Consider the following 23,495-nt stretch of genomic DNA (forward strand, 5'->3'; position numbering starts at 1 on the left):
GGCTGCGTCAGAATGGCCGCGTGCCATCCCCCACCACCCCCTCCTCGCCTTCCTCTTCGTCTTCTTCCCCGTTGTTCCAGGTCCGTGGGCTGCGCAAGCGCTACGGCGAGACCACGGTCGTCGACGACCTCTCGTTCGAGATCGCGCCCGGCGAGTGCCTGGGCGTGATCGGGCCGAACGGTGCGGGCAAGACCACCACCATCCGCATGTGCCTGGGCCTCACCGCGCCCGACGGCGGCAGCATCGACGCGCTGGGCCTGCAGATGCCGCGCGACGCGCTGGCCATCAAGGCGCAGCTGGGCGTGGTGTCGCAGTTCGACACCCTCGACCCCGACTTCAGTTGCGCCGAGAACCTCGTGGTGTACGGCCGCTACTTCGGTTTCAGCAAGGCGCATGTGCGTGCGCGCGTGCCGCAGCTGCTGGAGTTCGCCGCGCTCTCGCACAAGGCCGACGCCAAGCCCGGCGAGCTGTCGGGCGGCATGCGCCGGCGCCTGTCGCTGGCGCGTGCGCTGGTGAACGACCCCAAGTTGCTGCTGCTCGACGAGCCCACCACCGGGCTTGACCCGCAGGCGCGGCACCTGATGTGGGAGCGCTTGCAGGTGCTGCTGCAGCAGGGCAAGTCGATCCTGCTGACCACGCACTTCATGGACGAGGCCGAGCGCCTGTGTTCGCGGCTGCTGGTGCTCGACCATGGCCGCAAGATTGCCGAGGGCCGTCCGCGCGATCTGATTGCCGAGCATCTGGAGCCTGATGTGGTCGAGGTGTATGGCAATGGGGCGCTGTCGCTGGTCGGGTCGGCCGAGCTGCAGGCGCTGGCTGCGCGCGTGGAAGTGAGCGGTGAGACGGTGTTCTTCTATACGCAGGACGCGCGGCGTCTGCTCGACGCACTGACGCAGCACGGCGGGCTGCGCACCTTTCATCGGCCGGCCAATCTGGAAGATCTTTTCCTCAAGCTCACCGGTCGGCAGATTCGCCAAGATGGCTAGGCCTTCTTTCTATGAACACAACCACTACCGCTTCTTCTGCCGTTTCTCCCGAGACACCTGTGCCGCCTTCACCCTCCGTGTGGCGCGCGCCTGAGCTGTCGATGCGGTGGTGGCCGGTGTTTTTGCGCAACCTGCTGGTGTGGCGCAAGCTTGCTTTACCTAGCCTCATCGGGAACATCGCGGAGCCGCTGATCTGGCTTGTGGCGTTTGGCTACGGGATGGGCGCTTTGGTGGGGCAGGTGACGGTGGATGGCACGCAGGTGCCGTACATCCTGTTCCTGGCGAGTGGGTCGATCTGCATGAGTGCGATGAATGCGGCGAGCTTCGAGGCGCTGTATTCGGCGTTTTCTCGTATGCATGTGCAGAAGACTTGGGACGGGATCATGAATGCGCCGGTGGGGCTGGATGACATCGTGCTGGCGGAGATGCTGTGGGCGGCGTTCAAGTCGATTTTTACTGTGACTGCGATCTTGTTTGTGATGCTGGGGTTGGGGATCAGTCACAGCCCGAAGTTGATCGTGGCCTGGATGGTGTTGATCGGGTGTGGGATCACGTTTTCTTCTGTGGCGTTGATCTTCAATGCGTTGGCTAAGGGGTATGACTTTTTTACCTACTACTTCACGTTGTTCATGACGCCGATGATGTTTTTGAGTGGGGTGTTTTTTCCGCTGGAGCAGCTGCCTTCTGTTGTGCGTTCTGTTGCGGCTTGGTTGCCGTTGACGAATGCTGTTGCTTTGGTGCGGCCGCTGTTTATGGATCGGTGGCCTGAGGGGTGGTGGGTGCATGCGGGTGTGTTGGTTGTGTATGCGGTTGTGGCTTTCTGGATTGCGTTGGCTTTGACTCGAAAGAGGTTTCGGGGGTAGTTCGTTGAGGTGTTGGCTTGGTTTGCTTCCCGAGGCCGGGTCTCGGCCCGGCGGCCGACCTACTTTTCTTTGCTTCGCCAAAGAAACGTAGGCAAAAGAAAGGCGACCCTGCTGTCTGCGTCCCTCCGCTTCGCTACGGGCAACCTGCGGTGCTCACGTTTCGCGGGGTCTCGCCCAAACTCGCTTCGCTCAAACAAGGGCGAGCCCTGATCCGCGAAACGCTCCGCTCCTCGGCGCATACAGAAGGGGTTGGGATACCGACGGGCCATCGCTTCGCTCGGCCAGTGGGCCGCAGCAGGCGCGTTGCGCCTGCTGCGGCGGGGATTGGTCGTGGCGTTGGTCCTTGCATGAGCGCATGCGTGTGCGCTCATGCAGATGCGGATGTGCCTGCGACCACCACGACGAGCACGAGCACAAACGCAGGCTTCGGCTGTTGGTAGTTCCCGGGCCGAGCGAAGCGACGGCCCGCCCGGTATCAAAGCCCCTCTGGCTGCGCCGAGGAGCGCAGCGTTTCGCGGATCAGGGCTCGCAGCTGTTTGAGCGAAGCGAGTTCTGCGAGACCCCGCGAAACGCGAGCACCGCAGGTTGCCCGCAGCGAAGCGGAGGGACGCAGACAGTGGGGTCGCCTTTTCTTTGCTTACTTTCTTTTGGCGAAGCAAAAGAAAGTGAGTCCGCCGCCGGGCGGAACTCCCGGCCCCGGGAAGCAACCGCCAAAACCAATCCAAAACAACTACATTGCACACAATTGAATTGCGAACTACAATTCCTCCCATGCCAACGAAACCCCACCAAGACGAGATGCTCAAGCTAGACAACCAGCTCTGCTTCGCCGTCTACTCCGCCTCCTTGGCAATGACCCGCCTCTACAAGCCGTTGCTGGAAAAGCTCCAGCTCACCTACCCCCAATACCTCGTGATGCTCGCCCTCTGGGAGCAAGACGGCCCCACCGTCTCCGCCCTAGGCGAGCGCCTCTCGCTAGATTCCGGCACGCTGACCCCTCTGCTCAAGCGCCTCGAAGCCAACGGCTACGTAGCCCGAGTCCGCGACGTCGCAGACGAGCGCCGCGTCCACATCACGCTCACCACCGCAGGCCGCAAGCTCAAGTCCCGTGCCGCCAACGTCCCCGAATGCCTCATGGCCGCCGCCGAATGCTCGGTGCCCGAGCTGATCGCCCTCACGCAGCAGATCCAGACCCTGCGCGACCGCATCCGCAAAGCCGCCTGACACACAACCCAATCACAGTTCTCCCCGGCCTCCCAAGGAAGCCCTTTCACCACCCCAAGCCAAAGGAAATCACCATGACCACCAAGCTCGACAAAGTTCTCTACACCGCAGAAGCCCACACCGTCGGCGGCCGTGACGGCGCCGGCAAGTCCAGCGACGGCGCCATCGACGTCAAGCTGAGCTCGCCCGGCTCGGGCAAGCCCGGCACCAACCCCGAGCAGCTGTTCGCGGTCGGCTACGCCGCCTGCTTCATCGGCGCCATGAAGGCCGTCGGCCCGAAGATCAGCGTCAAGGTGCCGGAAGAAGTCGCCATCGACTCGAAGGTCTCCCTCGGCCCGACGAACGGCGGCGCGGCCTACGGCATCTCGGTGCAACTGGCGATCTCGCTGCCCGGCCTCGACGACGCACAGAAGAAGCTGCTGGTCGACACCGCTCACCAGGTCTGCCCGTACTCGAACGCAACGCGCGGCAACATCGACGTGGAACTGACGATCGTCTGATTCCGCTCTGACGGTTTCGTGAAACAAAGCGCCCCGGCCCCAAGCCCGGGCGCTTTTTTCATGTCTGTCTCACGGGTGACGCCGAAACGCACGCCGAGATAGCGCCTTTCACCAAGCTTGGCTAATGTGGCCGCACGTCTCGCCCGTCCCGCCACCCGTCTTCAACACACACCCGTGGAGATCGACCCCATGAGCACCACCCACCTCCTGATCCGCAAAGACCAGCTCGCCACCGCGCGCCTGCACACCGACACCTCCGACCGGCCGCTGGCCGCCGGCCAGGTGCGCGTGCGCATCGACAGCTTTGCGCTCACCTCCAACAACATCACCTACGCCGCCTTCGGCGATGCGATGAGCTACTGGCAGTTCTTTCCCTCCGAGGAAGAAGGCTGGGGCAGCATCCCGGTGTGGGGCTTCGCCAGCGTGGTGCAGTCGCAGCACCCGGGCGTGGCGGTGGGCGAACGGATCTACGGCTACTGGCCGATGTCCACGAGCGCGGTGCTCAGCCCCGACCGGCTCTCGCCCTCGCGCTTCACCGACGCGGCGGCGCACCGCGCCGAGCTGCCCGCGGTCTACAACCAGTACTTCCGCTGCAACGCCGACCCGCTGTACACCACCGACACCGAAGACCTGCAGGCGCTGCTGCGCCCGCTGTTCATCACCTCGTGGCTGATCGACGACTTCATGGCCGACAACGACTTCTTCGGCGCCACCACCATGCTGCTGTCGAGCGCCTCGAGCAAGACGGCCTACGGCACGGCCTTCCAGCTGCACCAGCGCGACGGCATCGAAGTGGTCGGCCTCACCTCGCCCGCCAACGTGGCCTTCTGCCAGAGCCTGGGCTGCTACGACCGCGTGGTGACCTACGACGCGCTGGACACCATCGCGGCCGACACCCCGTGCGTGTACATCGACTTCGCCGGCAACGGCGAGCTGCGCACTGCGATCCACGAGCGCTTCACGAATCTGAAGTACAGCAGCTCGATCGGCGGCACGCACGTGGAGCAGCTCGCCGCCAAGGGCGCGGGCAAGAGCCTGACCGGCCCGCGCGCCACGCTGTTCTTCGCGCCGGCGCAGATAAAAAAGCGCACCACCGAATGGGGCGCCGACGAGTTCGGGCGGCGCATGGTGGCCGCGTGGCACCGCTTCCTGGCCACGGTGACCGACGCCAGCAACCCCTGGCTGCACACCGAGCACCACCACGGCGGCGAGGCGGTGCAGGCCGCCTACGCGCAGGTGCTGGCCGGCAAGGGCGACCCGCGCACGGGCCATATCCTTTCGCTTTACAAACAAGCGGGCGCTCGCTGACCCGCACGGGGCCCATGTGGCGACAATCGCCGCATGACCCCTTCTTCTGTCGCGCCCGCGAACACCCATCCTTACGAGAGCCTCACGCCCGACGTGGTGCTCGACGCGCTCGCGACACTCGGCCTGCACGGCGACGGCCGCCTCACCGGCCTGAACTCCTATGAAAACCGGGTCTACCAGGTCTACCTGGAAGACCCGAATCCCCATCCTGCGGTGGTGCTCAAGTTCTACCGCCCCGGCCGCTGGAGCGAGGCCGAGATCCTCGAAGAGCACGCCTTCTCGCTCGAACTGGCCGCCGGCGAAGTGCCGGCCGTGCCGCCGCTGGCCTTCGACGGCAAGACGCTGCACCACCACGCCGGCTTTGCCTTCAGCGTGAGCCCCTACCGCGGCGGGCGCGCGCCCGAGCTGGACAACTTCGAGGTGCTCGAATGGGTGGGCCGCTTCCTGGCGCGCATCCACACCGTGGGCAGCGCCAAGCCCTTCGAGGCCCGCCCCGCGCTCGACCTGCAGACCTTCGGCCTCGATTCGCGCGACTGGCTGCTCGAGAACGACAAGATCCCGCTCGACATGCAGCGCGACTGGGAAAAGATCTGCAACGAGGCGCTGGACATGGTCCGCGCGACCGCCCTGGCGCTGCAGCCGCCGGCCTCCGACTTCAAGCCCCGCAAGCTGCGCCTGCACGGCGACGTGCACCCCGGCAACATCCTGTGGACGCCCACCGACCGCCCCGGCGGCGGCCCGCACTTCGTCGACCTGGACGACGCGCGCACGGGCTTCGCGGTGCAAGACCTGTGGATGCTGCTGTCGGGCGACCGCGCACAGCGCACCGCGCAGCTGTCGGGCCTGCTCGACGGCTACGAGCAGTTCCGCGAATTCGACCGCCGCGAGCTGGCGCTCATCGAGCCGCTGCGCACGCTGCGGCTCATCCACTACAGCGCCTGGCTGGCACGCCGCTGGGAAGACCCGATCTTCCCGATCAACTTCCCGTGGTTCGGCTCCAGCGACTACTGGAAGGGCCAGATCCTCGTGCTGGAAGACCAGTGCGAGCAGATGGCCGAAGAGCCCCTGTACGCGTGATCACCCGGCGGTGCTCTCGGCCAGGCTCTGCGCCACGCCTTCGAGCAGCCGCTCGACCAGCACATTGACCGGCCCGGCGCGCCACACGCCGTAGGCCTCCGACTGCGCCACCGCGCGGTCGAGCGGGCGGAACACCGCGCCGCGCAGCGCCGAGTGCCGCATCGCCTGCGGCACCAGCGCCACGCCCATGCCCTGCGACACCAGCGACACCACGGCCAGCCAGTGCCGCACCTCGTGGCGCACCTCGGGCAAGAAGCCCGCCTCGGCGCAGATCGACAGGATGCGCTCGTGGTAGTCGGGTGAGGCCTCGCGCGAGAACAGCACGAAAGGCTGCGCGCGCAGGTCGGCCGGCGCCAGCACGCGCTTGCGCGCCAGCGCATGGCCCGCGGGCAGGCAGGCCACGAAGGGCTCCGACAACAGCAGCCGGTGCTGCAGCTCGGCCGGCATGCGGCTGGTGTGGACAAAGCCCAGGTCGAGCCGGTCGTGCAGCAGCTCGGCGATCTGCACGCCCGAATTGAGTTCGCTCAGCGTGATGCGCACCGCCGGATGCCGCGCCTGGAACGCGCGCAGCGCGGGCGGCAGGCCGCGGTAGAGCATGGCGCCCACGAAGCCGATGCGCAGCCGGCCCGCCGAACCGGTGGCCACGTCGCGCGCCTCCAGCGCGGCTTCTTCGGCCTGCAGCAGCACGCGCCGCGCCGACACGCGCAGCGCCTCGCCCGCGGGCGTGAGCCGCACTTCCTTGCTGTTGCGCTCGAACAGGCGCGCGCCCACCGAGTCTTCGAGCTGTCGGATCGCCACCGACAGCGGCGGCTGCGAAATGGCCAGCCGCCGCGCGGCGCGCCCGAAGTGCAGCTCTTCGGCGAGCACGGAGAAGTAGCGCAGGTGCCGCAGTTCCATGAATAGTTAAATCAAATCGTACAAGACCAAATCAATATTAGACACGGATCATTGCCAACTCAACAATGCGGCGAACCAGGAGACGCCCGCATGCCCACACCCGCTGCTTCCGCTGCCACAGCCGCCGCGCACCCGATCCCCGATCGCCACGGCCAGAACCTCTTCACCACCGACACCGAGCTGCACACGCTGCTCGCGCTGTACCTGCCCGAGGCCCTGCGCACGCACATGCGCCCGCACTTCGAGCGCCTGGGCGGCCTGGCGGGCGGCCTGCTGGACGACCTGGCCGGCACCGCCGACCGCAACCCGCCCACGCTGAAGCAGCGCACGCGCACCGGCATCGACGAGCAGAAGGTCATCAAGCACCCGGCCTATGTCGAGATGGAGCGCCTGGCGCTCAGCGAGTTCGGCCTGGCCGCCATCTCGCACCGCGACGAGACGCTGGGCTGGGCCGGCAAGATGCCGCCGCTGGTCAAGTACGTGCTGACCTACCTGTTCGTGCAGGCCGAGTTCGGCCTGTGCTGCCCGGTCTCGATGACCGACTCGCTCACGCGCACGCTGAAGAAGTTCGGCGCGCCCGAGCTGGTCGCCAAGTACCTGCCGCGCCTGACCTCGCTCGACTTCGACGAGCTGGCACAAGGCGCGATGTTCATGACCGAGCAGGCCGCCGGCTCCGACATCGCCGCCACCGCCACCACCGCGCAGCGCCAGCCCGACGGCAGCTGGCGCCTGGCCGGCGACAAGTGGTTCTGCTCCAACCCTGACGCCGGCTTTGCGATGGTGCTGGCGCGCGCCGACGACGCACCCGCGGGCATGAAGGGCGTGTCGCTGTTCCTGCTGCCGCGCGAGCTCGACGACGGCAGCCTCAACCACTACCGCATCATCCGCCTGAAGGACAAGCTGGGCACGCGCTCGATGGCCAGCGGCGAGATCCGCCTCGAAGGCGCGGTGGCCTACCTCGTGGGCGAGGAAGGCCGCGGCTTCCAGCAGATGGCCGACATGGTCAACAACTCGCGCCTGTCCAACGGCGTGCGTTCCGCCGGCCTGATGCGCCGCGCGGTGGCCGAGGCCGAGTACATCGCCTCCGAGCGCCGCGCCTTCGGCCGTGCGCTCGAGCAGATGCCGCTGATGCAGCGCCAGCTCGACAAGCTGCGCGTGCCGTCCGAGCAGGCCCGCACCATGGTCTGCCAGACCGCGCAGGCGCTCGCACGCTCCGACGCCGGCGAGCCCGATGCGTATGCGCTGCTGCGCATCCTCACGCCGCTCATCAAGTTCCGCGCCTGCCGCGACGCGCGCCAGGTCACGGGCGACGCGATGGAAGTGCGCGGCGGCTGCGGCTACATCGAAGAGTGGAGCGACCCGCGCCTCGTGCGCGACGCGCACCTGGGCTCGATCTGGGAAGGCACCAGCAACATCGTGGCGCTGGACGTGATCCGCGCCGTGAAGCGCGAAGGCTCGCTGCTCGTGCTGCGCGCGCACGTCGAGTCACTGATCAGTAACGCCACCGAGCTCACGCCGGCCTTTGCCGCCGCGCTGCGCGACACCATGGCGCGCGCCTGCGCCCTGGCCGAGACCGCCGCGCGCGAAGGCGGTGACGTGCTCGCGCGCCAGGCCGCCTCAGCCCTGTACCACTGCACCAGCGCCGCCGCGATGGCCTGGGAGGCCTCGGCCGGCGGCTCCGCCGCGCGCCTGCGCTGGGCCCAGCTGGTGCTGCTGCACCGCGTGCTGCCGCGCGATCCGCTGGCGCCCGACGCACTGCCCGCCGACTGGCACGCCGCCCTGGTGCGCACGGCCGCCTGAGCCCCTTTTTCGAGAACAACGGAGACAACCACCCATGCGACAACGACTCAGCCTCCTCCTGGGCACCGCCTGCGCCGCGCTGCTGCTCGCGGCCACGCCCGCCGCACAGGCCCAACCCGGCGCCTTCCCGACCAAGCCCATGACGCTGGTCGTGCCCTTCCCGCCCGGCGGCCCGACCGACGCGATGGCGCGCACGCTGGCCGCCGAGCTGCGCGACAAGCTCGGCCAGCCCATGATCGTGGAGAACCGCGCGGGCGCGGGCGGCAACATCGGTGCCGACTACGTGGCGCGCGCCGAGGCCGACGGCCACACGCTGCTGTTCGGCACCTCGGGCCCGCTGGCCATCAACGTGAGCCTGTACCGCAAGATCAGCTACGACCCGACCAGGAGCTTCGCGCCCGTGATCCAGGTCGGCTACCTGCCGAACATCCTGGTGGTGAACCCGGCCCTGCCGGTGAAGAACGTGGCCGAGCTGGTCGCCTACGCCAAGGCCAACCCGGGCAAGCTCAGCTACGCCTCGTCGGGCAACGGCGCCTCGTCGCACCTGGCGGGCGTGCTGTTCAACTCGGTGGCCGGCACCGACCTGCTGCACGTGCCCTACAAGGGCACGGGCCCGGCGCTCAACGACCTGCTTGGCAACCAGGTCAGCATGACCTTCACCGACATCCTCACCGCGCTGCCCTACGTCAAGGCCGGCAAGCTGCGCGCACTCGGCGTGGCCACCTCGGCCCGCTCGCAGGCGCTGCCCGAGGTGCCCACCATCACCGAACAGCTGCACAAGCCCTACGACGTGAGCGTGTTCTTCGGCATCGTCGCGCCGGCCGGCACGCCGGCCGACCGCGTGACCAAGCTCAACCACGCGTTCGCCGAGGTGCTCAACTCGCCGAAGGTCAAGCAGATGTTCGCCGCGCAGGGCCTGGAAGCCACGGCGGACACCTCGCCGCAGAAGCTCGCGCAGTTCATCGGCAGCGAAACGGCCAAGTGGAAGGACGTGGTGAAGAAGTCCGGCGCGCAGCTCGACTGACCGCCACGACGCACAAGAAAAAACAAGGAGACAAGAAGATGAAGACGCACCTGCTGTCACGCCTGCTCGCCCTCGCCGCGCTGTTCACCGCAGCCGGCACCGCCACCGCAGAGACCTACCCGCAACGCCCCGTCACGCTGATCGTTCCGTATGCCGCGGGCGGGCCCACCGACCAGCACCTGCGCGCCGTGGCAGAAGAAGCCGGCAAGGCGCTCGGCCAGCCCGTGGTGCTCGACAACCGCCCCGGTGCGAGCGGCACCAACGGCGCCGCCGCGCTGGTGCGCGCCGCGCCCGACGGCTACACGCTGGCCGTGCTGCCGGCCTCGGTGTACCGCGAGCCCTTCATCAACAAGGTGGCCTTCGACCCCGCGCGCAGCTTCTCGTACGTGGTGATGCTGTCCGACTACACCTTCGGCCTCGCGGTGAAGGCCGACGCGCCGTGGAAGACCTGGCAGGACTTCGCGGCCGATGCCGCGCGCCGCCCGGGCAAGCTCAACGTCGGCGCCACCGGTGCAGTCGGCACGCCGCGCATCGTGATGGACGAAGCCGCCGAGATGGCGAAGGTCCAACTCAACATGGTGCCCTTCAAGGGCGACGCCGAAGTGACCAACGCCATCCTCGGCGGCCACATCGACGCCGCACCGCTGTCGGGCGTGGCCGTGCCGCACATCGACGCCGGCAAGATGCGCTACCTCGTGATGCTCACGCCGCAGCGCGTCAAGCGCTACCCGCAGGTGCCCACGCTGCGCGAACAGGGCGTGGACGCGGTCATCGATTCGCCCTACGGCATCGCCGGCCCGGCCGGCATGGACTCGGCGCGCGTGAAGACCGTGCACGACGCCTTCCGCAAGGCGCTGGCATCGCCCGCCGGCCTGCGCGTGCTGGAGCAGCTGAACCAGCAGGCCAACGCGATGGACCCCGAGCAGTACCGCCGCTACGCGCTGGCCACGACCGCGCGCGAGAAGGAGCGCGTGGCGCGCCTGCGCCAGCGCGGCCTGCTCGACTGACCCCACGGTGCGCTGCATGCAGGACCCCGATTTCGCCAACGAGCCAGCCGGCGTGCTGTTCGGCCTGCCCATGCCGATGGCACGCGCCTTCGCGCTGCGCGGCGAAGCCATCGGCGACGAGCACGCGCGCGTGCGCATGCCCTACAGCGCCGACCACACCAACAGCCGCGGCGACGTGCACGGCGGCGCGATCGCCGTGCTGTTCGACTGTGCGCTCTCCAGCGCCGTGCGTTCGCACGCGCCCACGGCCTTCGGCGTGGTCACCGTCGACATCACGGTGCACTACACCGCGCCCTGCGCCGGCGACGTGATCGCCACCGCCGTGTGCGAGCGGCGCGGCCGTGCGATGTGCTTCGCGCGCGGCGAGGCGCGCAACGCCGACGGCGAGCTGCTCGCGCTGGCCACGGGCACCTTCAAGCTGGTGCCGCGCACCGCTCCCTCTTCTTCCGAGTCCACCCCATGACCACCGCCCCTTCTTCGACCGGCGCCCTCGCGGGCATCCGCGTGCTCGACATCTCGCGCATCCTCGGCGGCCCCTACTGCGGCCAGATCCTCGGCGACCACGGCGCCGACGTGCTCAAGGTCGAGCCGCCACAGGGCGACGACACGCGCACCTGGGGCCCGCCCTTCAAGGAAGGCGTGGCCTCGTACTACCACGGGCTGAACCGCAACAAGCGCGTGCAGCACCTGGACTTCTCGACCGAGGAAGGCCGCGAGGCGCTGCTGGCGCTCGTGGCCGAGGCCGACGTGCTGATCGAGAACTTCAAGACCGGCACGATGGAGCGCTGGGGCATCGGCTACGAGACGCTGTCGCAGCGCTTTCCGCGCCTCGTGTGGTGCCGTGTGTCGGGCTTCGGCGCCGACGGCCCGCTGGGCGCGCTGCCGGGCTACGACGCCGCCGTGCAGGCCATGACCGGCATCATGAGCATCAACGGCGAGGCCGACGGCGGCCCGCTGCGCGTGGGCCTGCCGGTGGTCGACATGGTGACGGGGCTCAACGCGGTGATCGGTGTGCTGCTTGCGCTGCAGGAGCGCAACCGCAGCGGACGCGGCCAGTTCGTCGAAGCGGCGCTGTACGACAGCGGCCTCTCGCTGCTGCACCCGCACGCGGCCAACTGGTTCATGGACGGCACGGCGCCGCGCCGCACCGGCAACGCGCACCCCAACATCTACCCCTACGACGCGCTGGCCACGGGCACCGACCCGATCTTCGTGGCCGTGGGCAACGACCGCCAGTTCGCCAGCTTCTGCCGCTGCATCGGCCTGCCCGCGCTGGCCGACGACCCGCTGTACCGCACCGCCGGCGCGCGCTCGGTGAACCGCGACGGCCTCAAGCAGCAGCTCGAAGCCGCGCTCGCCGCCTTCGACGGCCGCACGCTGGTCGACCAGCTGATGGCCGCCGGCGTGCCCGCCGCGCCCGTGCTGCCGGTGGCGGCCGCGCTGCAGCACCCGCACACGCTGCACCGCGAGATGGTGGTGGAGATGGAAGGCGGCTACCGCGGCATCGGCGCGCCCGTGAAGCTCAGCCGCACGCCGGCCAGCTACCGCCATGCGCCGCTGACGCCGGGCGATTCCTTCCTGCCGAGCGACGACAGCGCAGCGCGCTGACCTGTTCAATCCAGCGAGAGCTTGAGCGCGCGGATCAGCGGATGCCAGCGCGCCGACTCGCGCGCCAGCAGGGTCTCGAACTCGGCCGGCGTGCCGCCCACCGGCTCGACGCCGGCCTCGGCGAGGCGGCGCTGCACCACCGGGTTGTGCAGCGCGCTGGCCACCGCGCGCTGCAGCCGCGCCACCACCTCGGGCGGCGTGCCCGCGGGCGCCACGAGGCCGTGGAAGATCGCAGCCTCGACCTTCGGCAGGCCCAGTTCCGCAAAGGTCGGCACGCCCGGCCATTGCGCCAGGCGCGCAGGGTTCGCCACCGCCAGCACACGCAGCCGGCCGCCCTGGATGAAGCGGCGCGCCGTGGCGAGCTCGCCCATCGCGAACGGCAACTGCCCGCCCGCCACCTCGACCAGCGCCGGCCCGGCGCTGCGGTACGGCACATGCACCATCTCCAGCCCGGCCTCGCGCGCCAGCAGCGCCATCGCGAGGTGCTGCGCGCTGCCGTTGCCGGCCGAGGCAAAACTGAAGCGGCCCGGAAAGGCGCGCGCGTCCTCGATGAAGGCACGCGCATCGCGCACGCCGCTGGCCGGGCCGACCAGCAGCACCATCGGCAGCCGCACCAGCTGCGTGACGGGCGTGAAATCGCGCGACGGGCTGTAGCTCAGGCTGCGGTACAGCGCGGGGTTGAACACCCACATGCCGTTGTCGGCCGACAGCACGGTGTGGCCGTCGGCCGGTGCGCGCGCGGCCTCGAGGGCGGCGAGCGCGGTGTTGCCGCCGGGCCGGTTCTCGATCTGCACCGGCTGGCCCGTGTCGATGGTGAGTTGGGCACCGATGGCGCGCGCGACGACGTCGGCGATCGCGCCCGTGGGGAAAGGCACGATCCAGCGGATTGGCCGCGCGGTGTCGTCGGAGGGCTGCGCCCAGGCCGTGCCCGCCACCAGACCCACCAGACCCAGCGATGCGGCCAGCCGCCGCCGTGTCAGGTCCGGCAGGCGGCGCTGCGTCACGGGGCGGCCCGGCTGGTCTTCAGGCCCTGCCCCGCGGCCCAGGTCGACACGTCCTCACGCTTGATGGCGGCGGCCATGAGTCCGGGGAACGCATCGGGCGTGCAGGCGAACGAGGGCACGCCCAGCGCCGCGAGCTTGGCGGCCAGGTCGCGGTCGTACGAGGGCGCGCCTTCGTCGCTGAGCGCCAGCAGCGCGATGAACTGCACGCCGGCCTCCACCAGCTGGTGGGCGCGGCGCAGCAGGCCGTCTTCCACGCCGCCTTCGTACAGGTCGGAGATGAGGATCAGGATGGTGTTGCGCGGCTCGCGCACCAGCGTCTGGCAGTAGCCCACGGCGCCGTTGATGTCGGTGCCGCCGCCCAGCTGCACGCCGAACAGCAGGTCGACCGGGTCTTGCAGCTGCTCGGTCATGTCGACCACGGCGGTGTCGAACACCACGAGCTTGGTCGACACCGCCGGCAGGCTCGCCATCACCGCGCCGAAGATGCTCGAGTAGACGACCGACGCGGCCATGGAGCCGCTCTGGTCGATGCACAGGATCACTTCGCGCTGCGGCTGGCGCGCCTTGCGCCCGTAGCCCACCAGCGTCTGCGGCACCACGGTGCGGTACTCGGGCTGCCAGTGGCGCAGGTTGGCGCGGATGGTGCGGTGCCAGTCGATCTCCGAATGGCGCGGGCGGCGGTTGCGCTGGCTGCGGTTGAGCGCGCCGCTCACGGCGCTGCGCATCGGCTCCTCGAGCTTCTTCATGAGCTCGTCGACCACCTTGCGCACCACGGCGCGCGCCGTGTCCTTGGTGCCGGCCGGGATCACGCTCGCCAGCGCCACGAGGTTGGCCACCAGGTGCACGTCGGGCTGCGCGTTCTCGAGCATCTCGGGCTGCAGCAGCATCTGGCGCAGGTTCAGGCGCTCCATCGCGTCGCGCTGCATCACCTGCACCACCTGGCTCGGAAAGTACTTGCGGATGTCGCCGAGCCAGCGCGCCACGCTGGGCGCCGAATCGCCCCGGCCGCCGCGCTGCCCGCCCTGGCCCAGGCCGCGCCGGCCGTCGGCTTCGTAGAGCGCGGCCAGCGCCTGGTCGATCTCGCGCACGCGGCCCTCGATGGCGCCGCAGCTGGCGTTGGCCTCGCTGCCGAGCACGAGGCGCCAGCGTTGCAGGCGGTCGGTGGGCGGCAGGGTTTCTTCTTCGTCGATGGATGTTGGATTCGCGCTCATGCCTTCACTCCCAGCAGTTCCCGCAGCAGCGGCAGCGCGAGCACCGCGCGTGATTCGTCCCAGTCAGTGGCGGCCACGGCGGACGGCAAGGTGCCGCCGACGGCGCCGCGTTTCGCGCGCTCGCCGAGCGCGCGCCGGTCGGCACCCGAGAAGTCCGCGAAGCTGCGCCGCACCAGCGGCAGCACCTGCACGAAGTGCTCTTCGCCGAGCCCCGCGAGCCAGCCGTCGACCAGCGACCACACGGCATCGTCGTGCAGCAGCACCATCGCGTTGCGGTTGAGAAAACCCTCGAGCCAGGCCGCCGCATCGGTCGGCGGCGCGCCGGCCGAGAGGTTGCGTGCCAGCTGCTGCGAGGCGCCGTCGCTGTCGATCTGCGCGTCGTCGAGCAGCAGCCGGCAGCTCACGCCGCGCAGCAGCGGCGCGCCGGTTTCGCCGAAGGCGATGGCGCGCAATGCGTTGCGCCAGGCGGTGGTCGTTTCTTCGCCGTCGCGCAGGCGCACCGCGTCGTGCGCGCCGATGAGGCGGGTGCGCAGCGACTCGGCGGCTTCGGCGTCGAGCGCGCCGCAGGCGATCGGCAGGCCGATGGCGCCGCGCACGATGAGGCTGTCGAGCACGTGCGAGAGCAGCGCGCTGTCGGTCTGGCGCACGCTGCCGTAGCGGAACACGTTGGCCAGCGGCGGCACGGCACCGATGAGCTGCACGGCGTCGCCGGTGAGCGCGGCGCGGTCTTCGAGCGCGCGGGTCACGGCCTGCACGGCCACGGGCAGGTCGGCCAGCAGCACGGTGTCGACCTGCTCGGCCAGTGCGGTGAGCGAGGTCTCGGCCGCGAGCCCTTCCATCACGCGCGCGCTGGCGGCATGTGCCACGGTGGCGCCGAAGCGGCTGGCTTCGATGACGCGCAGCGCGAACTCGGGCTGCCACTGCAGCTGCCACACCTCGTGGAAGGTGCCGCGGCTCGCGCGCTGGCCGGCGGTGACCTCGCCCCACGGCAGGTCGAGCAGGCGCAGGCGGTGCAGCAGGTGGCTGCGTGCCAGGTCGTTGGGCTGGCGCAGGTCGAGGTCGAGCGTCTTCGCGGTGGCCTCGGGCTTGAGGCGCAGGCTCTTCTGCGCCTGTTCGAGGTCGCGCTGCAGCGGCACGGTGGGCACGTCGGCCGGCACCTGGCCCATGCGGTCGCCGACCGTGAGGCGTTCGCGGATGAGCGTGAGCGGCGCCTGCTCGCCCATGCAGATCACGCTGCGCACGGCCTCGTCGAGCTCGGGCAGGCCGGGCGCGGGGCGCTCGCGCAATGCGGCGAGCGTGTCGGCCAGGCGCGTGGCCTCGATGAGGTGGGCGGAGGAGCAGTCGAGGTCGTGCTCGCGCAGCAGCCGCGCGACGCGGGCGAGCCAGCCGGTGCTGCGCCCCGCCACTTCGTGCCCCTGCTGCCACAGGTGTTCGTACCAGCCCGGCGAATCGATGCCGGCGCCGTAGCCGCTGGCGCTCGTGAGGTGCCGGTAGGTCCACGGCACCCAGGTCGCGAGCACCTTGAGCTTGGGCAGGCCCTTGAGCAGCGCCGCATCGGCCTTGGCGGTGGCCGCGCCCTGCAGCGCGGGCACGTGCCACGCACCGCAGACGACGGCGATGCGCTGGTGACCGGCCTTGACGGCCTCGCGGATCGATTGCCGCATGAAGGCTTCGCGCCGCTGCTCGCGTTCTATCGCGCGCACGCCGCGCCGGTCCTCGGGCGTTTCGGCGCGCACGGCCGTCATGGCCTCGGCGATGGCGCCGAACAGGTCTTCGCCGTCGCCGCGCTCCTCGATCATGTGGTTCCACCAGCTCTCGCCATCGGCATAGCCGGCGGCATGGGCGAGCCAGTCGAAGGGGTCGTCGGGCAGCGTGTGCGCGGCTTGTTCCTCCTCGGGCGCATCGACGGTTTCGGCGACGGGCACCGTGTCGGTCTCGTCATCGCCGAGTGGTGTTTCTTCAGGCGCTTGCGCCTTGGCCTCGTCGGCCGCGCGCGCGGCCTGCTCGATCGCCATGCGGTGCGCCTGCGGCAGGTCGATGAAGCGCGTGGGCACGCCGCGCGCGGCGCCCCACTGCAACGCCTGCCATTCGGGCGAGAAGGTGGCGAAGGGATAGAACGCGGCCAGGCCGGTGTCCTCGCTCGCATGGATCAGCACCGCCACCGGCGGTTGCAGGTCGGCGTGCGCGAGGAAGGACAGCAGCGGCTCGGCCTCGGGCGGGCCCTCGACGAGGATGCAGTCGGGCTGCAGCGACTCGAAGGCGCGCAGCAGGCTGCGCGCACAGCCGGGGCCGTGGTGGCGGATGCCGAAATAGTGCAGCGGCGAAGGCGCCGCGCTCGTGCTCATGCGCCGGCTCGCGTCAGAGTTGTTCGCGGCAGGCGCGGTAGAGGTCCTTCCAGTCGGCCCGTTCCTTGACGACGGTCTCCAGGTATTCCTTCCACACCACCTGGTCCTGCACCGGGTCCTTGATGACCGCGCCGATCAGGCCCGAGGCCACGTCGGCCGAGCGCAGCACGCCGTCGCCGAAATGGCCGGCCAGCGCCATGCCGCTGTTGATGACCGAGATGGCCTCGGCGGTCGAGAGCGTCGACGTGGGCGACTTGATGCGCGTCTTGCCGTCTTCGGTCTGGCCGTTGCGCAGCTCGCGGAAGATCTGCACCACGCGGCGCACTTCCTGCAGCGCGGGCGGCTCGGCCGGCAGCGCGAGCGCGCGGCCCAGCTCGCCGACGCGCTTGACGACGATCTGCACTTCCTCGGTCTCGCTCGACGGCACCGGCAGCACCACGGTGTTGAAGCGGCGCTTGAGCGCGCTCGACAGCTCGTTCACGCCCTTGTCGCGGTTGTTGGCAGTGGCAATCACCGAGAAGCCGCGCGTGGCCTGCACCTCGGTGCCGAGCTCGGGCACGGGCAGGGTCTTTTCCGAGAGCACGGTGATCAGCGAGTCCTGCACGTCGGCCGGGATGCGCGTGAGTTCTTCGACGCGCGCGATCTTGCCCAGGCGCATGGCGTGCACCAGCGGACTCGGCACCAGCGCCTTCTCGGACGGGCCATGGGCCAGCAGCTCGGCGTAGTTCCAGCCGTAGCGCAGCTGCTCTTCGCTGGTGCCGGCCGTGCCCTGGATCAGCATCGTCGAGTCGCCGCTCACCGCGGCCGCCAGGTGCTCCGACACCCACGACTTGGCCGTGCCCGGCACGCCGTACAGCAGCAGCGCGCGGTCGGTGGCGAGCGTGGACACGGCGATTTCCATCAGGCGCGAATTGCCGATGTACTTGGGGCTGACCTCGAAGCCGTTGGCCAGCTTGCCGCCCATCAGGTAGGTGAGCACGGCCCAGGGCGAGAGCTTCCAGTTGGCCGGGCGCTGGCGGTCGTCGACCTTCTGGAGCGCTTCGAGTTCTTCGGCGAATTGCTGTTCGGCATGCTGGCGCAGGACATTGCTCATGGACGGCCTTGGGAAGAGGTTGAAAGTGAGGAAGAAGAGGAAGAAGAAGGAAGCGTGGCGACCAGCCGGCGCGCGCGCACGATGCGCGCGGTGTCGGCCAGTGCGTTGGCGAGGCCGGGGCTTTCCTCGGCCGCGCGCGGCAGGTCGGCCAGCAGCGGCAGTGCATCGAGGTGCAGCAGCGCGGCGGCGGTGCCGAGCACCTGGCGCAGCACGTAGTCGTTGACGAGGTCGCCGCGCTCGACGCGCATGCGCAGTGCCTGGGCGATGCGCAGCGACAGCGCGGCCGACGGCGTGTCGCCGGGCGCGCAGGCCTGGTCGGCAAACGCGACGACGTCCTGCACGCCCTGGCCGGCATCGCCGAGTTGGGCGGCCCAGTGGCGCTCGCGACGGTCGCGCGGCAGCAGCGCCAGCAGCGGGCCCACGCCGCCGCGGTGGGCGCGCGGGCGGTCGAGCAGCGCGTCGCACCAGTCGAAGTCGGGCGCGGCCAGCACGGCCTCGTTCCAGCCGCGCAGCAGCGCGTCGTGCCAGTCGCCCTTGGCGGCCCAGTCGAGCAATGCAGCGGGCGTCAGGCCGGTGCGCGTGGTCCACCAAGCGAGCGGCATCTGGCGCACGAGCTGGTACAGCCACCACGCGCGCTCGCCGAGGCTGTCGTGCGTGGGGCGCGCGGCGTCGATGGCGTCGTCCTTCCAGCGCGGGTCGGCGGCTTCGGGGGCGTTCAGTTGCCACGTCGCGCCTTGCGATGAGAGCAAGGGCGCGAGGAAGGCTTCGACGCGCCGCACGTGCGCGCTGGCCGGCAGGCGCTGCAGCAGCTCGACCACGGTCTGGCGCACGTCGCGCGCGCGGTCTTTCAGCTGGGCTTCGAGCAGCGCTTCGTCGTCGGGGCCGAGGTTCTCGGCCAATGCGCCGAGCAGCACGGCGCGTTCCTTGGCGGGCAGCTGCGGCAGCTCGGCGGCGAGGCGTTCGCGCGCGCCGGCCGGGTCGTCGCGGCGTTGCTCGGCCAGCACGGCGCGGCGCTGGTCGATGCTGCCTTCGTCCCAGCGGGTCTGCGTGTCGGCCTGCGCGCTGGCGCCGACGGCGTAGCGCCAGTCGTCGTTGCGCGCGGCCAGCCAGCGACCGCGCTCGCCGAGTGCGAGCACCACGGCGGGCCGCAATGCGGTGTCGCGGCGGCCGGCATCGAGCGCGGCGGGCAGCAGGCTCGGTGGCAGGCGCCAGCCAGCGGTGGCGAGCACGGCCAGCACCTCGTGCTGCAGGCGCTGCGGGCCACTGGCGAGTGCATCGGCGATCACGGCGAGCAAGGTGGGGTCGCCGAGCGCGGGAGAAGGATCGTTGGCGGCGGGCGGTGCGTCGTCGGCCGGCAGGCCCGGCGCGACGAAGCCCGCACGGCGGCCCACGGCCACGGCGCCCGCGACGCGCAGCAGTTGGCCTTGCGCGCTGTCGGTGGGTTGTTGCAGCGCTTGAAGCAGCGCGCCGAAATCGCCGGCCATGCCATCGGCGGCCGGCACGGGTTGGCGGGCGGTGCCGACGAGGGCCGTCTGCAGCAAGGTGTTCCAGTGGCTCATGTGCGTGCTCCGCTCAAGGTCCAGACGGGTGCCCCACCCTCAATCGCCCACGCCGTGAGCGGCGCGAACTGTTCGCCGTCCCATTCGCCGAACACGCGCAGCGGCGCGCCGCCCGAATGCGCCAGCAACTGCCAGGCTTCGGCTGTGGCCAGCTGCATCGGCAGGGCCTGCGACGCGGCGCCCAGGCGCAGCCACCACTGGTCGCCATGCCGCGCGGGCACGGCATCGGCCCATACCAGGGGCAGCAGCGGTTGCCACGGGTTGGCCGCGATCTGTTGGGCCATGCGTTGCCATTCGCCGGCTTCGTCGGGGGCGGCGACCGGCGCTGCGGTCGATGCGGCCTCGGCCGGCAGCTCGGCCACGACCGCGCGCTGCGAGGCGTGGCCGGGATAGAAGCACAGCATGGCCGCGCGTTCGCTGCCGCTGACCCAGCCGGTCTCGAAGCCGCGTCCGCCGTGCGAGTAGTCGAGCAGCAGCGCGCGGCGTCCGCTCGCGCGGCCCTGCAGCCACACATGGCGTTCGACCAGCTTGGTGTCGCGCTCGTCCAGGCACTGGCCCAGCACGAGCCAGTGGTCGCTCACGCGTTCGCCGTCGGCCAGCAGCGTCTCGCGGTCCTGCGGCCAGCCGAGGGCGGCGCGCAGGTCGGCGCGCGTGGCGGGCGAGAGGCTGTCGCGGCGCGGCACCGCATCCACGATCAGCTGCAGCCGGCCCAGCCGGTCGAGCAGCCGCGCGGGCCAGCCTTCGCCGGCGCCGATCAGCTCGGCCGCCTGCGTGATGCGCTGGCCGAGCCCCGGCGCCTGCGCGTCGACCATGCGCGCGGCCATGGCGGTCCAGCCCTCGGCCTGCTCGCTGCCGAGCGCGGCCAGGCCGCGCTGGGTCTGGTCGTCGAGCCAGCGCGCGAGCTCCTGCACGCCGGCCTCGATGCGCTTCCAGCGCTGCGCGTCGCGCTTGGCGGCGGCAGCAGGATCGGGCGGGGCGGCCGGTTCGGCGGCGCGGGCTTCTTTCTTCTCGACCTTCTCGCGGCGCGAGGCGAGCCAGTCGGCCACCCACGGCGGCGGCGCGCCGGCGGTGAAGCTGGCTTCGCTTTGCGCGCGCAGCAGCATCAGTGCCAGGCCGTGCTTGCAGGGGAACTTGCGGCTCGGGCAGGAGCAGCGGAACACCGGCCCCGACAGGTCGACCTGCGTCTGGTAGGGCTTGCTGCCGCTGCCCTGGCATTCGCCCCAGACAGCGTCGTCGGAGTGCGCGAGCGTGGGCCACTTGGCGGGCGCGAGCAGGCCTTTGGCGGCCTTCGCGGAGGCGTCGTCCGGCGCAAGCGCGAGGACGGCTTCGGTACTGAGACTCATGGAAAGGGCAGCCTCGCGCCGGGCCGCGGCGCGGTCAGGGGTGGGAGGGGCGCGACCATCAGGGCGCGATGGGATTGCCGGGCGTGCCTGCTTCGCCAGCCACGACCGCTGTTTTCGCAGCGGAGGGGCGGTAGGACACGCGTGCCGCCGGCACGGGTGCGGCGGCGATCGGTGGCGACGGCGACATGGGCCGCGTGACGCCGGCCTTGGTGACGCTGACAGGCGCGGTGGCCGTTGCCGAAGCAGGCACCACCACGCCAGGCGTCGCCTGCCCAGGCGCTGCGGGCGCCGTCTCGTACGGGTTGTGCAGCACCACGCTCTTGCCGACGCCTACGCCGGTACCGATCGGGCCGACACCAACGCCCACGCCGACGCTGGCCGAGCCAGTGACGGCGCCGTTGTCGTGCAGCGCCACGCCCGCGCCGAGCGGGCCCCAGCCGGTGTTCAGGCCGACGGAGAAGTTGCCGTCCTTCGTGGCGCCGAGCCCGAGCGAGAGCCCGGGCACCAGCGGGATGCCGATGTGATAGTGCGAACAGCCGCCCACCAGAAGCAACAGCAGCAGCGCCGAGGTGGCAGCCGCTGCGCGACGAACGATGCGCGGCCGGGCGTTCACACCAGCAGCGCGTTGACGCGCCTCACGTAGGCAGCCGGGTCGGCCGGCAGGCCGCCTTCGGCCAGCAGTGCCTGGTCGAACAGGATGTTCGCAAGGTCGTCGAAATGCGCGGAGCCTTCGAGCTTCTTCACCAGCGGGTGCTCGGCGTTGACTTCGAGCACGGGCTTGAGGTCGGGCGCGGGCTGGCCGGCCTGCTTGAGCATGCGCGCGAGCTGCGTGCTCATGCCGCCGTCTTCCACCACGAGGCAGGCGGGCGAGTCGACCAGGCGCGTGGTCACGCGCACGTCCTCGGCCTTGTCCTTGAGCGCTTCCTTCAGCTTCTCGAGCAGCGGCTTGAACGACTCGGCGGCTTCCTCGGCGGCCTTCTTCTCGGCTTCGTCCTGCAGCTTGCCCAGGTCGACCGCGCCCTTGGCCACGCTCTGCAGCGGCGTGCCGTCGAACTCGTTGAGGTAGTTCAGCGCCCACTCGTCGACACGGTCGGTCATGAGCAGCACCTCGATGCCCTTCTTCTTGAAGACTTCGAGCTGCGGGCTGTTCTTGGCGGCGGCGAGGTTGTCGGCCGTGATGTAGTAGATGGCGTCCTGGCCTTCCTTCATGCGCGCCTTGTAGTCGGCGAAGCTCACGCTCGCGACGTCGCTCGTGGTGGAGGCAAAGCGCAGCAGCTTGGCGATGCGGTCGCGGTTGCCCATGTCCTCGCCCAGGCCTTCCTTCAGCACCGCGCCGAACTCGGCGTAGAACTTGGCGAACTTGCCCGATTCGTCGGCGTACTCGGCGGCGGCTTCGGCGGCGGGGGTGGTGTTCTTGTCGACGACATCGGTCACGCCTTCGGTCGGCTCGGGGGCGGGCACCGATTCGCCCGAGCCCACGTCGACCTTGCCTTCACCGCTCTCGGGCGCAGTCTTCTGCTTCTTGGCCAGGTCTTCGAGCATCGACAACACGCGCTTGGTGCTGCCTTCGCGGATGGCCTTCACGTCGCGGCTTTCCTGCAGCAGTTCGCGGCTCACGTTCAGCGGCAGGTCGGCCGAGTCGATCACGCCCTTCACGAAGCGCAGGTAGTTGGGCAGCAGCGCCTCGGCGTCGTCCATGATGAAGACGCGCTTGACGTACAGCTTGACGCCCGCGCTCTTGTCGCGGTTCCACAGGTCGAACGGGGCCTTGGACGGGATGTACAGCAGCTGCGTGTACTCGGTGCTGCCTTCGACGCGGTTGTGGCTCCAGGCCAGCGGCGCCTCGAAGTCGTGGCTGATGCTTTTATAGAACTCTTCGTACTGCTCGGCGGTGATGTCCTTCTTGGGGCGGCTCCACAGGGCGTTGGCCTTGTTCACCGTTTCCCACTCGCCGGTTTTCACCATGTCGCCGGGCTGGTCGTTCTCGCCGTCTTTCCACTCTTCCTTTTCCATCAGGATGGGCAGGGAGATGTGGTCGGAGTACTTGCCGACGATCTGCTTGAGCTTCCAGGCGTTGAGGTATTCGTCGGCGTCATCGCGCAGGTGCAGCGTGATGCTGGTGCCGCGCGCGGCGCGCGTGATGTCGGCCACCTCGAAGTCGCCGGCGCCGCCGCTCACCCAGCGCACGCCCTGGTCGGCGGGCAGGCCCGCGCGGCGCGACTCGACCGTGATCTTGTCGGCCACGATGAAGCCCGAGTAAAAGCCCACGCCGAACTGGCCGATGAGCTGCGCGTCGGCCTTCTGGTCGCCGCTCAGGCGGCTCATGAAGTCTTTGGTACCACTCTTGGCGATGGTGCCGAGGTTGTCGATGGCTTCCTGGCGCGACAGGCCGATGCCCTTGTCGGTGATGGTGAGGGTGCGCGCGGCCTTGTCGAACGACAGGCGCACGTCGAGATCGGGCTGGTCTTCGTAGAGCTCGGGGTGGTCGAGCGCCTCGAAGCGCAGCTTGTCGCACGCGTCGGACGCGTTCGAGATCAGCTCGCGCAGGAAGATTTCCTTGTTGGAGTACAGCGCATGCGTGACGAGGTGCAGCAGTTGCGCGACTTCAGCCTGGAACGGGAGTTTGGTATTGGAGGAATCAGCCAT

The 23,495-nt window shown here is 69.9% G+C and carries 20 protein-coding genes; 11 read left to right on the top strand and 9 right to left on the bottom strand.

The features are described 5' to 3' along the window. The first annotated feature begins 20 nt into the window (after positions 1-20). The 6 genes from FFI97_RS30855 to FFI97_RS30890 all read left to right on the top strand — a co-directional run bounded on the left by FFI97_RS30855 (position 21) and on the right by FFI97_RS30890 (position 5,958). On the top strand, positions 21-986 hold the full coding sequence (locus FFI97_RS30855) for an ATP-binding cassette domain-containing protein (RefSeq protein ID WP_185993759.1): 966 nt from the start codon (positions 21-23) through the stop codon (positions 984-986). 11 nt (positions 987-997) lie between these two features. Continuing rightward, positions 998-1,849, top strand: coding sequence for an ABC transporter permease (locus FFI97_RS30860; RefSeq protein WP_139700460.1), 852 nt, complete (start codon positions 998-1,000; stop codon positions 1,847-1,849). 771 nt (positions 1,850-2,620) lie between these two features. Further along, positions 2,621-3,073: a MarR family winged helix-turn-helix transcriptional regulator gene (locus FFI97_RS30875; protein WP_070063055.1), complete on the top strand. Its 453-nt coding sequence runs from the start codon at positions 2,621-2,623 to the stop codon at positions 3,071-3,073. A 74-nt stretch (positions 3,074-3,147) separates the two neighbouring features. Beyond that, positions 3,148-3,573, top strand: a complete 426-nt coding sequence (locus tag FFI97_RS30880; protein ID WP_062481095.1) for an organic hydroperoxide resistance protein — start codon at positions 3,148-3,150, stop codon at positions 3,571-3,573. A gap of 189 nt (positions 3,574-3,762) precedes the next feature. Continuing rightward, on the top strand, positions 3,763-4,881 hold the full coding sequence (locus tag FFI97_RS30885) for a DUF2855 family protein (RefSeq protein ID WP_139700461.1): 1,119 nt from the start codon (positions 3,763-3,765) through the stop codon (positions 4,879-4,881). Between the two features lie 33 nt (positions 4,882-4,914). Then, complete coding sequence (locus FFI97_RS30890) at positions 4,915-5,958, top strand: serine/threonine protein kinase (protein WP_070063054.1); 1,044 nt, start codon at positions 4,915-4,917, stop codon at positions 5,956-5,958. Here FFI97_RS30890 and FFI97_RS30895 read toward each other — a convergent pair whose 3' ends face one another. Next, positions 5,959-6,855, bottom strand: a complete 897-nt coding sequence (locus FFI97_RS30895) for a LysR family transcriptional regulator (RefSeq protein ID WP_139700462.1) — start codon at positions 6,853-6,855, stop codon at positions 5,959-5,961. It abuts the gene before it with no gap. A 90-nt stretch (positions 6,856-6,945) separates the two neighbouring features. Here FFI97_RS30895 and FFI97_RS30900 point away from each other — a divergent pair, with 90 nt between their 5' ends. From FFI97_RS30900 to FFI97_RS30920, 5 genes are read left to right on the top strand one after another with little or no spacing between them, the layout of a single operon-like run. Then, positions 6,946-8,655: an acyl-CoA dehydrogenase family protein gene (locus FFI97_RS30900; protein ID WP_139700463.1), complete on the top strand. Its 1,710-nt coding sequence runs from the start codon at positions 6,946-6,948 to the stop codon at positions 8,653-8,655. A gap of 34 nt (positions 8,656-8,689) precedes the next feature. Then, positions 8,690-9,679 (top strand): Bug family tripartite tricarboxylate transporter substrate binding protein, encoded by a 990-nt coding sequence (locus tag FFI97_RS30905; protein ID WP_139700464.1) that lies wholly within the window; start codon positions 8,690-8,692, stop codon positions 9,677-9,679. A 38-nt stretch (positions 9,680-9,717) separates the two neighbouring features. Continuing rightward, entirely contained in the window at positions 9,718-10,686 is a 969-nt protein-coding gene (locus FFI97_RS30910) for a tripartite tricarboxylate transporter substrate binding protein (RefSeq protein ID WP_139700465.1), read from the top strand. A gap of 16 nt (positions 10,687-10,702) precedes the next feature. After that, the gene (locus FFI97_RS30915) at positions 10,703-11,149 is read left to right on the top strand and encodes a PaaI family thioesterase (protein WP_139700466.1); all 447 of its coding nucleotides are present in this window, start codon (positions 10,703-10,705) and stop codon (positions 11,147-11,149) included. After that, a complete protein-coding gene (locus FFI97_RS30920) occupies positions 11,146-12,294 on the top strand; it encodes a CaiB/BaiF CoA transferase family protein (RefSeq protein WP_139700467.1) in 1,149 nt (382 codons plus the stop codon). The genes FFI97_RS30915 and FFI97_RS30920 overlap by 4 nt, the downstream gene beginning before the upstream one ends. Positions 12,295-12,299: 5 nt before the next feature. Here the strand turns inward: FFI97_RS30920 and FFI97_RS30925 are convergent, their stop codons facing one another. From FFI97_RS30925 to htpG, 8 genes are read right to left on the bottom strand one after another with little or no spacing between them, the layout of a single operon-like run. After that, a complete protein-coding gene (locus FFI97_RS30925; protein WP_260685228.1) occupies positions 12,300-13,298 on the bottom strand; it encodes a Bug family tripartite tricarboxylate transporter substrate binding protein in 999 nt (332 codons plus the stop codon). Continuing rightward, positions 13,295-14,509 (bottom strand): VWA domain-containing protein, encoded by a 1,215-nt coding sequence (locus FFI97_RS30930; RefSeq protein WP_139700468.1) that lies wholly within the window; start codon positions 14,507-14,509, stop codon positions 13,295-13,297. Before FFI97_RS30930 ends, FFI97_RS30925 begins: the two co-directional genes overlap by 4 nt. After that, positions 14,506-16,854, bottom strand: coding sequence for a DUF5682 family protein (locus tag FFI97_RS30935; RefSeq protein ID WP_144004551.1), 2,349 nt, complete (start codon positions 16,852-16,854; stop codon positions 14,506-14,508). The genes FFI97_RS30930 and FFI97_RS30935 overlap by 4 nt, the downstream gene beginning before the upstream one ends. A gap of 13 nt (positions 16,855-16,867) precedes the next feature. Continuing rightward, positions 16,868-17,947, bottom strand: a complete 1,080-nt coding sequence (locus tag FFI97_RS30940; RefSeq protein ID WP_139700470.1) for an AAA family ATPase — start codon at positions 17,945-17,947, stop codon at positions 16,868-16,870. After that, the gene (locus FFI97_RS30945; protein WP_139700471.1) at positions 17,944-19,506 is read right to left on the bottom strand and encodes a DUF5691 domain-containing protein; all 1,563 of its coding nucleotides are present in this window, start codon (positions 19,504-19,506) and stop codon (positions 17,944-17,946) included. Before FFI97_RS30945 ends, FFI97_RS30940 begins: the two co-directional genes overlap by 4 nt. Continuing rightward, entirely contained in the window at positions 19,503-20,849 is a 1,347-nt protein-coding gene (locus tag FFI97_RS30950; RefSeq protein ID WP_139700472.1) for an SWIM zinc finger domain-containing protein, read from the bottom strand. Before FFI97_RS30950 ends, FFI97_RS30945 begins: the two co-directional genes overlap by 4 nt. Positions 20,850-20,907: 58 nt before the next feature. Further along, positions 20,908-21,462: a hypothetical protein gene (locus FFI97_RS30955; RefSeq protein WP_139700473.1), complete on the bottom strand. Its 555-nt coding sequence runs from the start codon at positions 21,460-21,462 to the stop codon at positions 20,908-20,910. Next, positions 21,459-23,495: a molecular chaperone HtpG gene (gene htpG, locus FFI97_RS30960; RefSeq protein ID WP_139700474.1), complete on the bottom strand. Its 2,037-nt coding sequence runs from the start codon at positions 23,493-23,495 to the stop codon at positions 21,459-21,461. The genes FFI97_RS30955 and htpG overlap by 4 nt, the downstream gene beginning before the upstream one ends.

This window comes from Variovorax sp. KBS0712 (assembly GCF_006323185.2).
Classification (GTDB): Bacteria; Pseudomonadota; Gammaproteobacteria; order Burkholderiales; family Burkholderiaceae_C; genus Variovorax; species Variovorax boronicumulans.

What these genes read in the sequence shown, in the direction of transcription:
- FFI97_RS30860 (WP_139700460.1), top strand. Translation starts at nt 998, where the DNA reads ATGAACACAACCACTACCGCTTCTTCTGCCGTTTCTCCCGAGACACCT.
- FFI97_RS30875 (WP_070063055.1), top strand. Translation starts at nt 2,621, where the DNA reads ATGCCAACGAAACCCCACCAAGACGAGATGCTCAAGCTAGACAACCAG.
- FFI97_RS30880 (WP_062481095.1), top strand. Translation starts at nt 3,148, where the DNA reads ATGACCACCAAGCTCGACAAAGTTCTCTACACCGCAGAAGCCCACACC.
- FFI97_RS30885 (WP_139700461.1), top strand. Translation starts at nt 3,763, where the DNA reads ATGAGCACCACCCACCTCCTGATCCGCAAAGACCAGCTCGCCACCGCG.
- FFI97_RS30890 (WP_070063054.1), top strand. Translation starts at nt 4,915, where the DNA reads ATGACCCCTTCTTCTGTCGCGCCCGCGAACACCCATCCTTACGAGAGC.
- FFI97_RS30895 (WP_139700462.1), bottom strand. Translation starts at nt 6,855, where the DNA reads ATGGAACTGCGGCACCTGCGCTACTTCTCCGTGCTCGCCGAAGAGCTG.
- FFI97_RS30900 (WP_139700463.1), top strand. Translation starts at nt 6,946, where the DNA reads ATGCCCACACCCGCTGCTTCCGCTGCCACAGCCGCCGCGCACCCGATC.
- FFI97_RS30905 (WP_139700464.1), top strand. Translation starts at nt 8,690, where the DNA reads ATGCGACAACGACTCAGCCTCCTCCTGGGCACCGCCTGCGCCGCGCTG.
- FFI97_RS30910 (WP_139700465.1), top strand. Translation starts at nt 9,718, where the DNA reads ATGAAGACGCACCTGCTGTCACGCCTGCTCGCCCTCGCCGCGCTGTTC.
- FFI97_RS30915 (WP_139700466.1), top strand. Translation starts at nt 10,703, where the DNA reads ATGCAGGACCCCGATTTCGCCAACGAGCCAGCCGGCGTGCTGTTCGGC.
- FFI97_RS30920 (WP_139700467.1), top strand. Translation starts at nt 11,146, where the DNA reads ATGACCACCGCCCCTTCTTCGACCGGCGCCCTCGCGGGCATCCGCGTG.
- FFI97_RS30930 (WP_139700468.1), bottom strand. Translation starts at nt 14,509, where the DNA reads ATGAGCGCGAATCCAACATCCATCGACGAAGAAGAAACCCTGCCGCCC.
- FFI97_RS30935 (WP_144004551.1), bottom strand. Translation starts at nt 16,854, where the DNA reads ATGAGCACGAGCGCGGCGCCTTCGCCGCTGCACTATTTCGGCATCCGC.
- FFI97_RS30940 (WP_139700470.1), bottom strand. Translation starts at nt 17,947, where the DNA reads ATGAGCAATGTCCTGCGCCAGCATGCCGAACAGCAATTCGCCGAAGAA.
- FFI97_RS30945 (WP_139700471.1), bottom strand. Translation starts at nt 19,506, where the DNA reads ATGAGCCACTGGAACACCTTGCTGCAGACGGCCCTCGTCGGCACCGCC.
- FFI97_RS30950 (WP_139700472.1), bottom strand. Translation starts at nt 20,849, where the DNA reads ATGAGTCTCAGTACCGAAGCCGTCCTCGCGCTTGCGCCGGACGACGCC.
- htpG (WP_139700474.1), bottom strand. Translation starts at nt 23,495, where the DNA reads ATGGCTGATTCCTCCAATACCAAACTCCCGTTCCAGGCTGAAGTCGCG.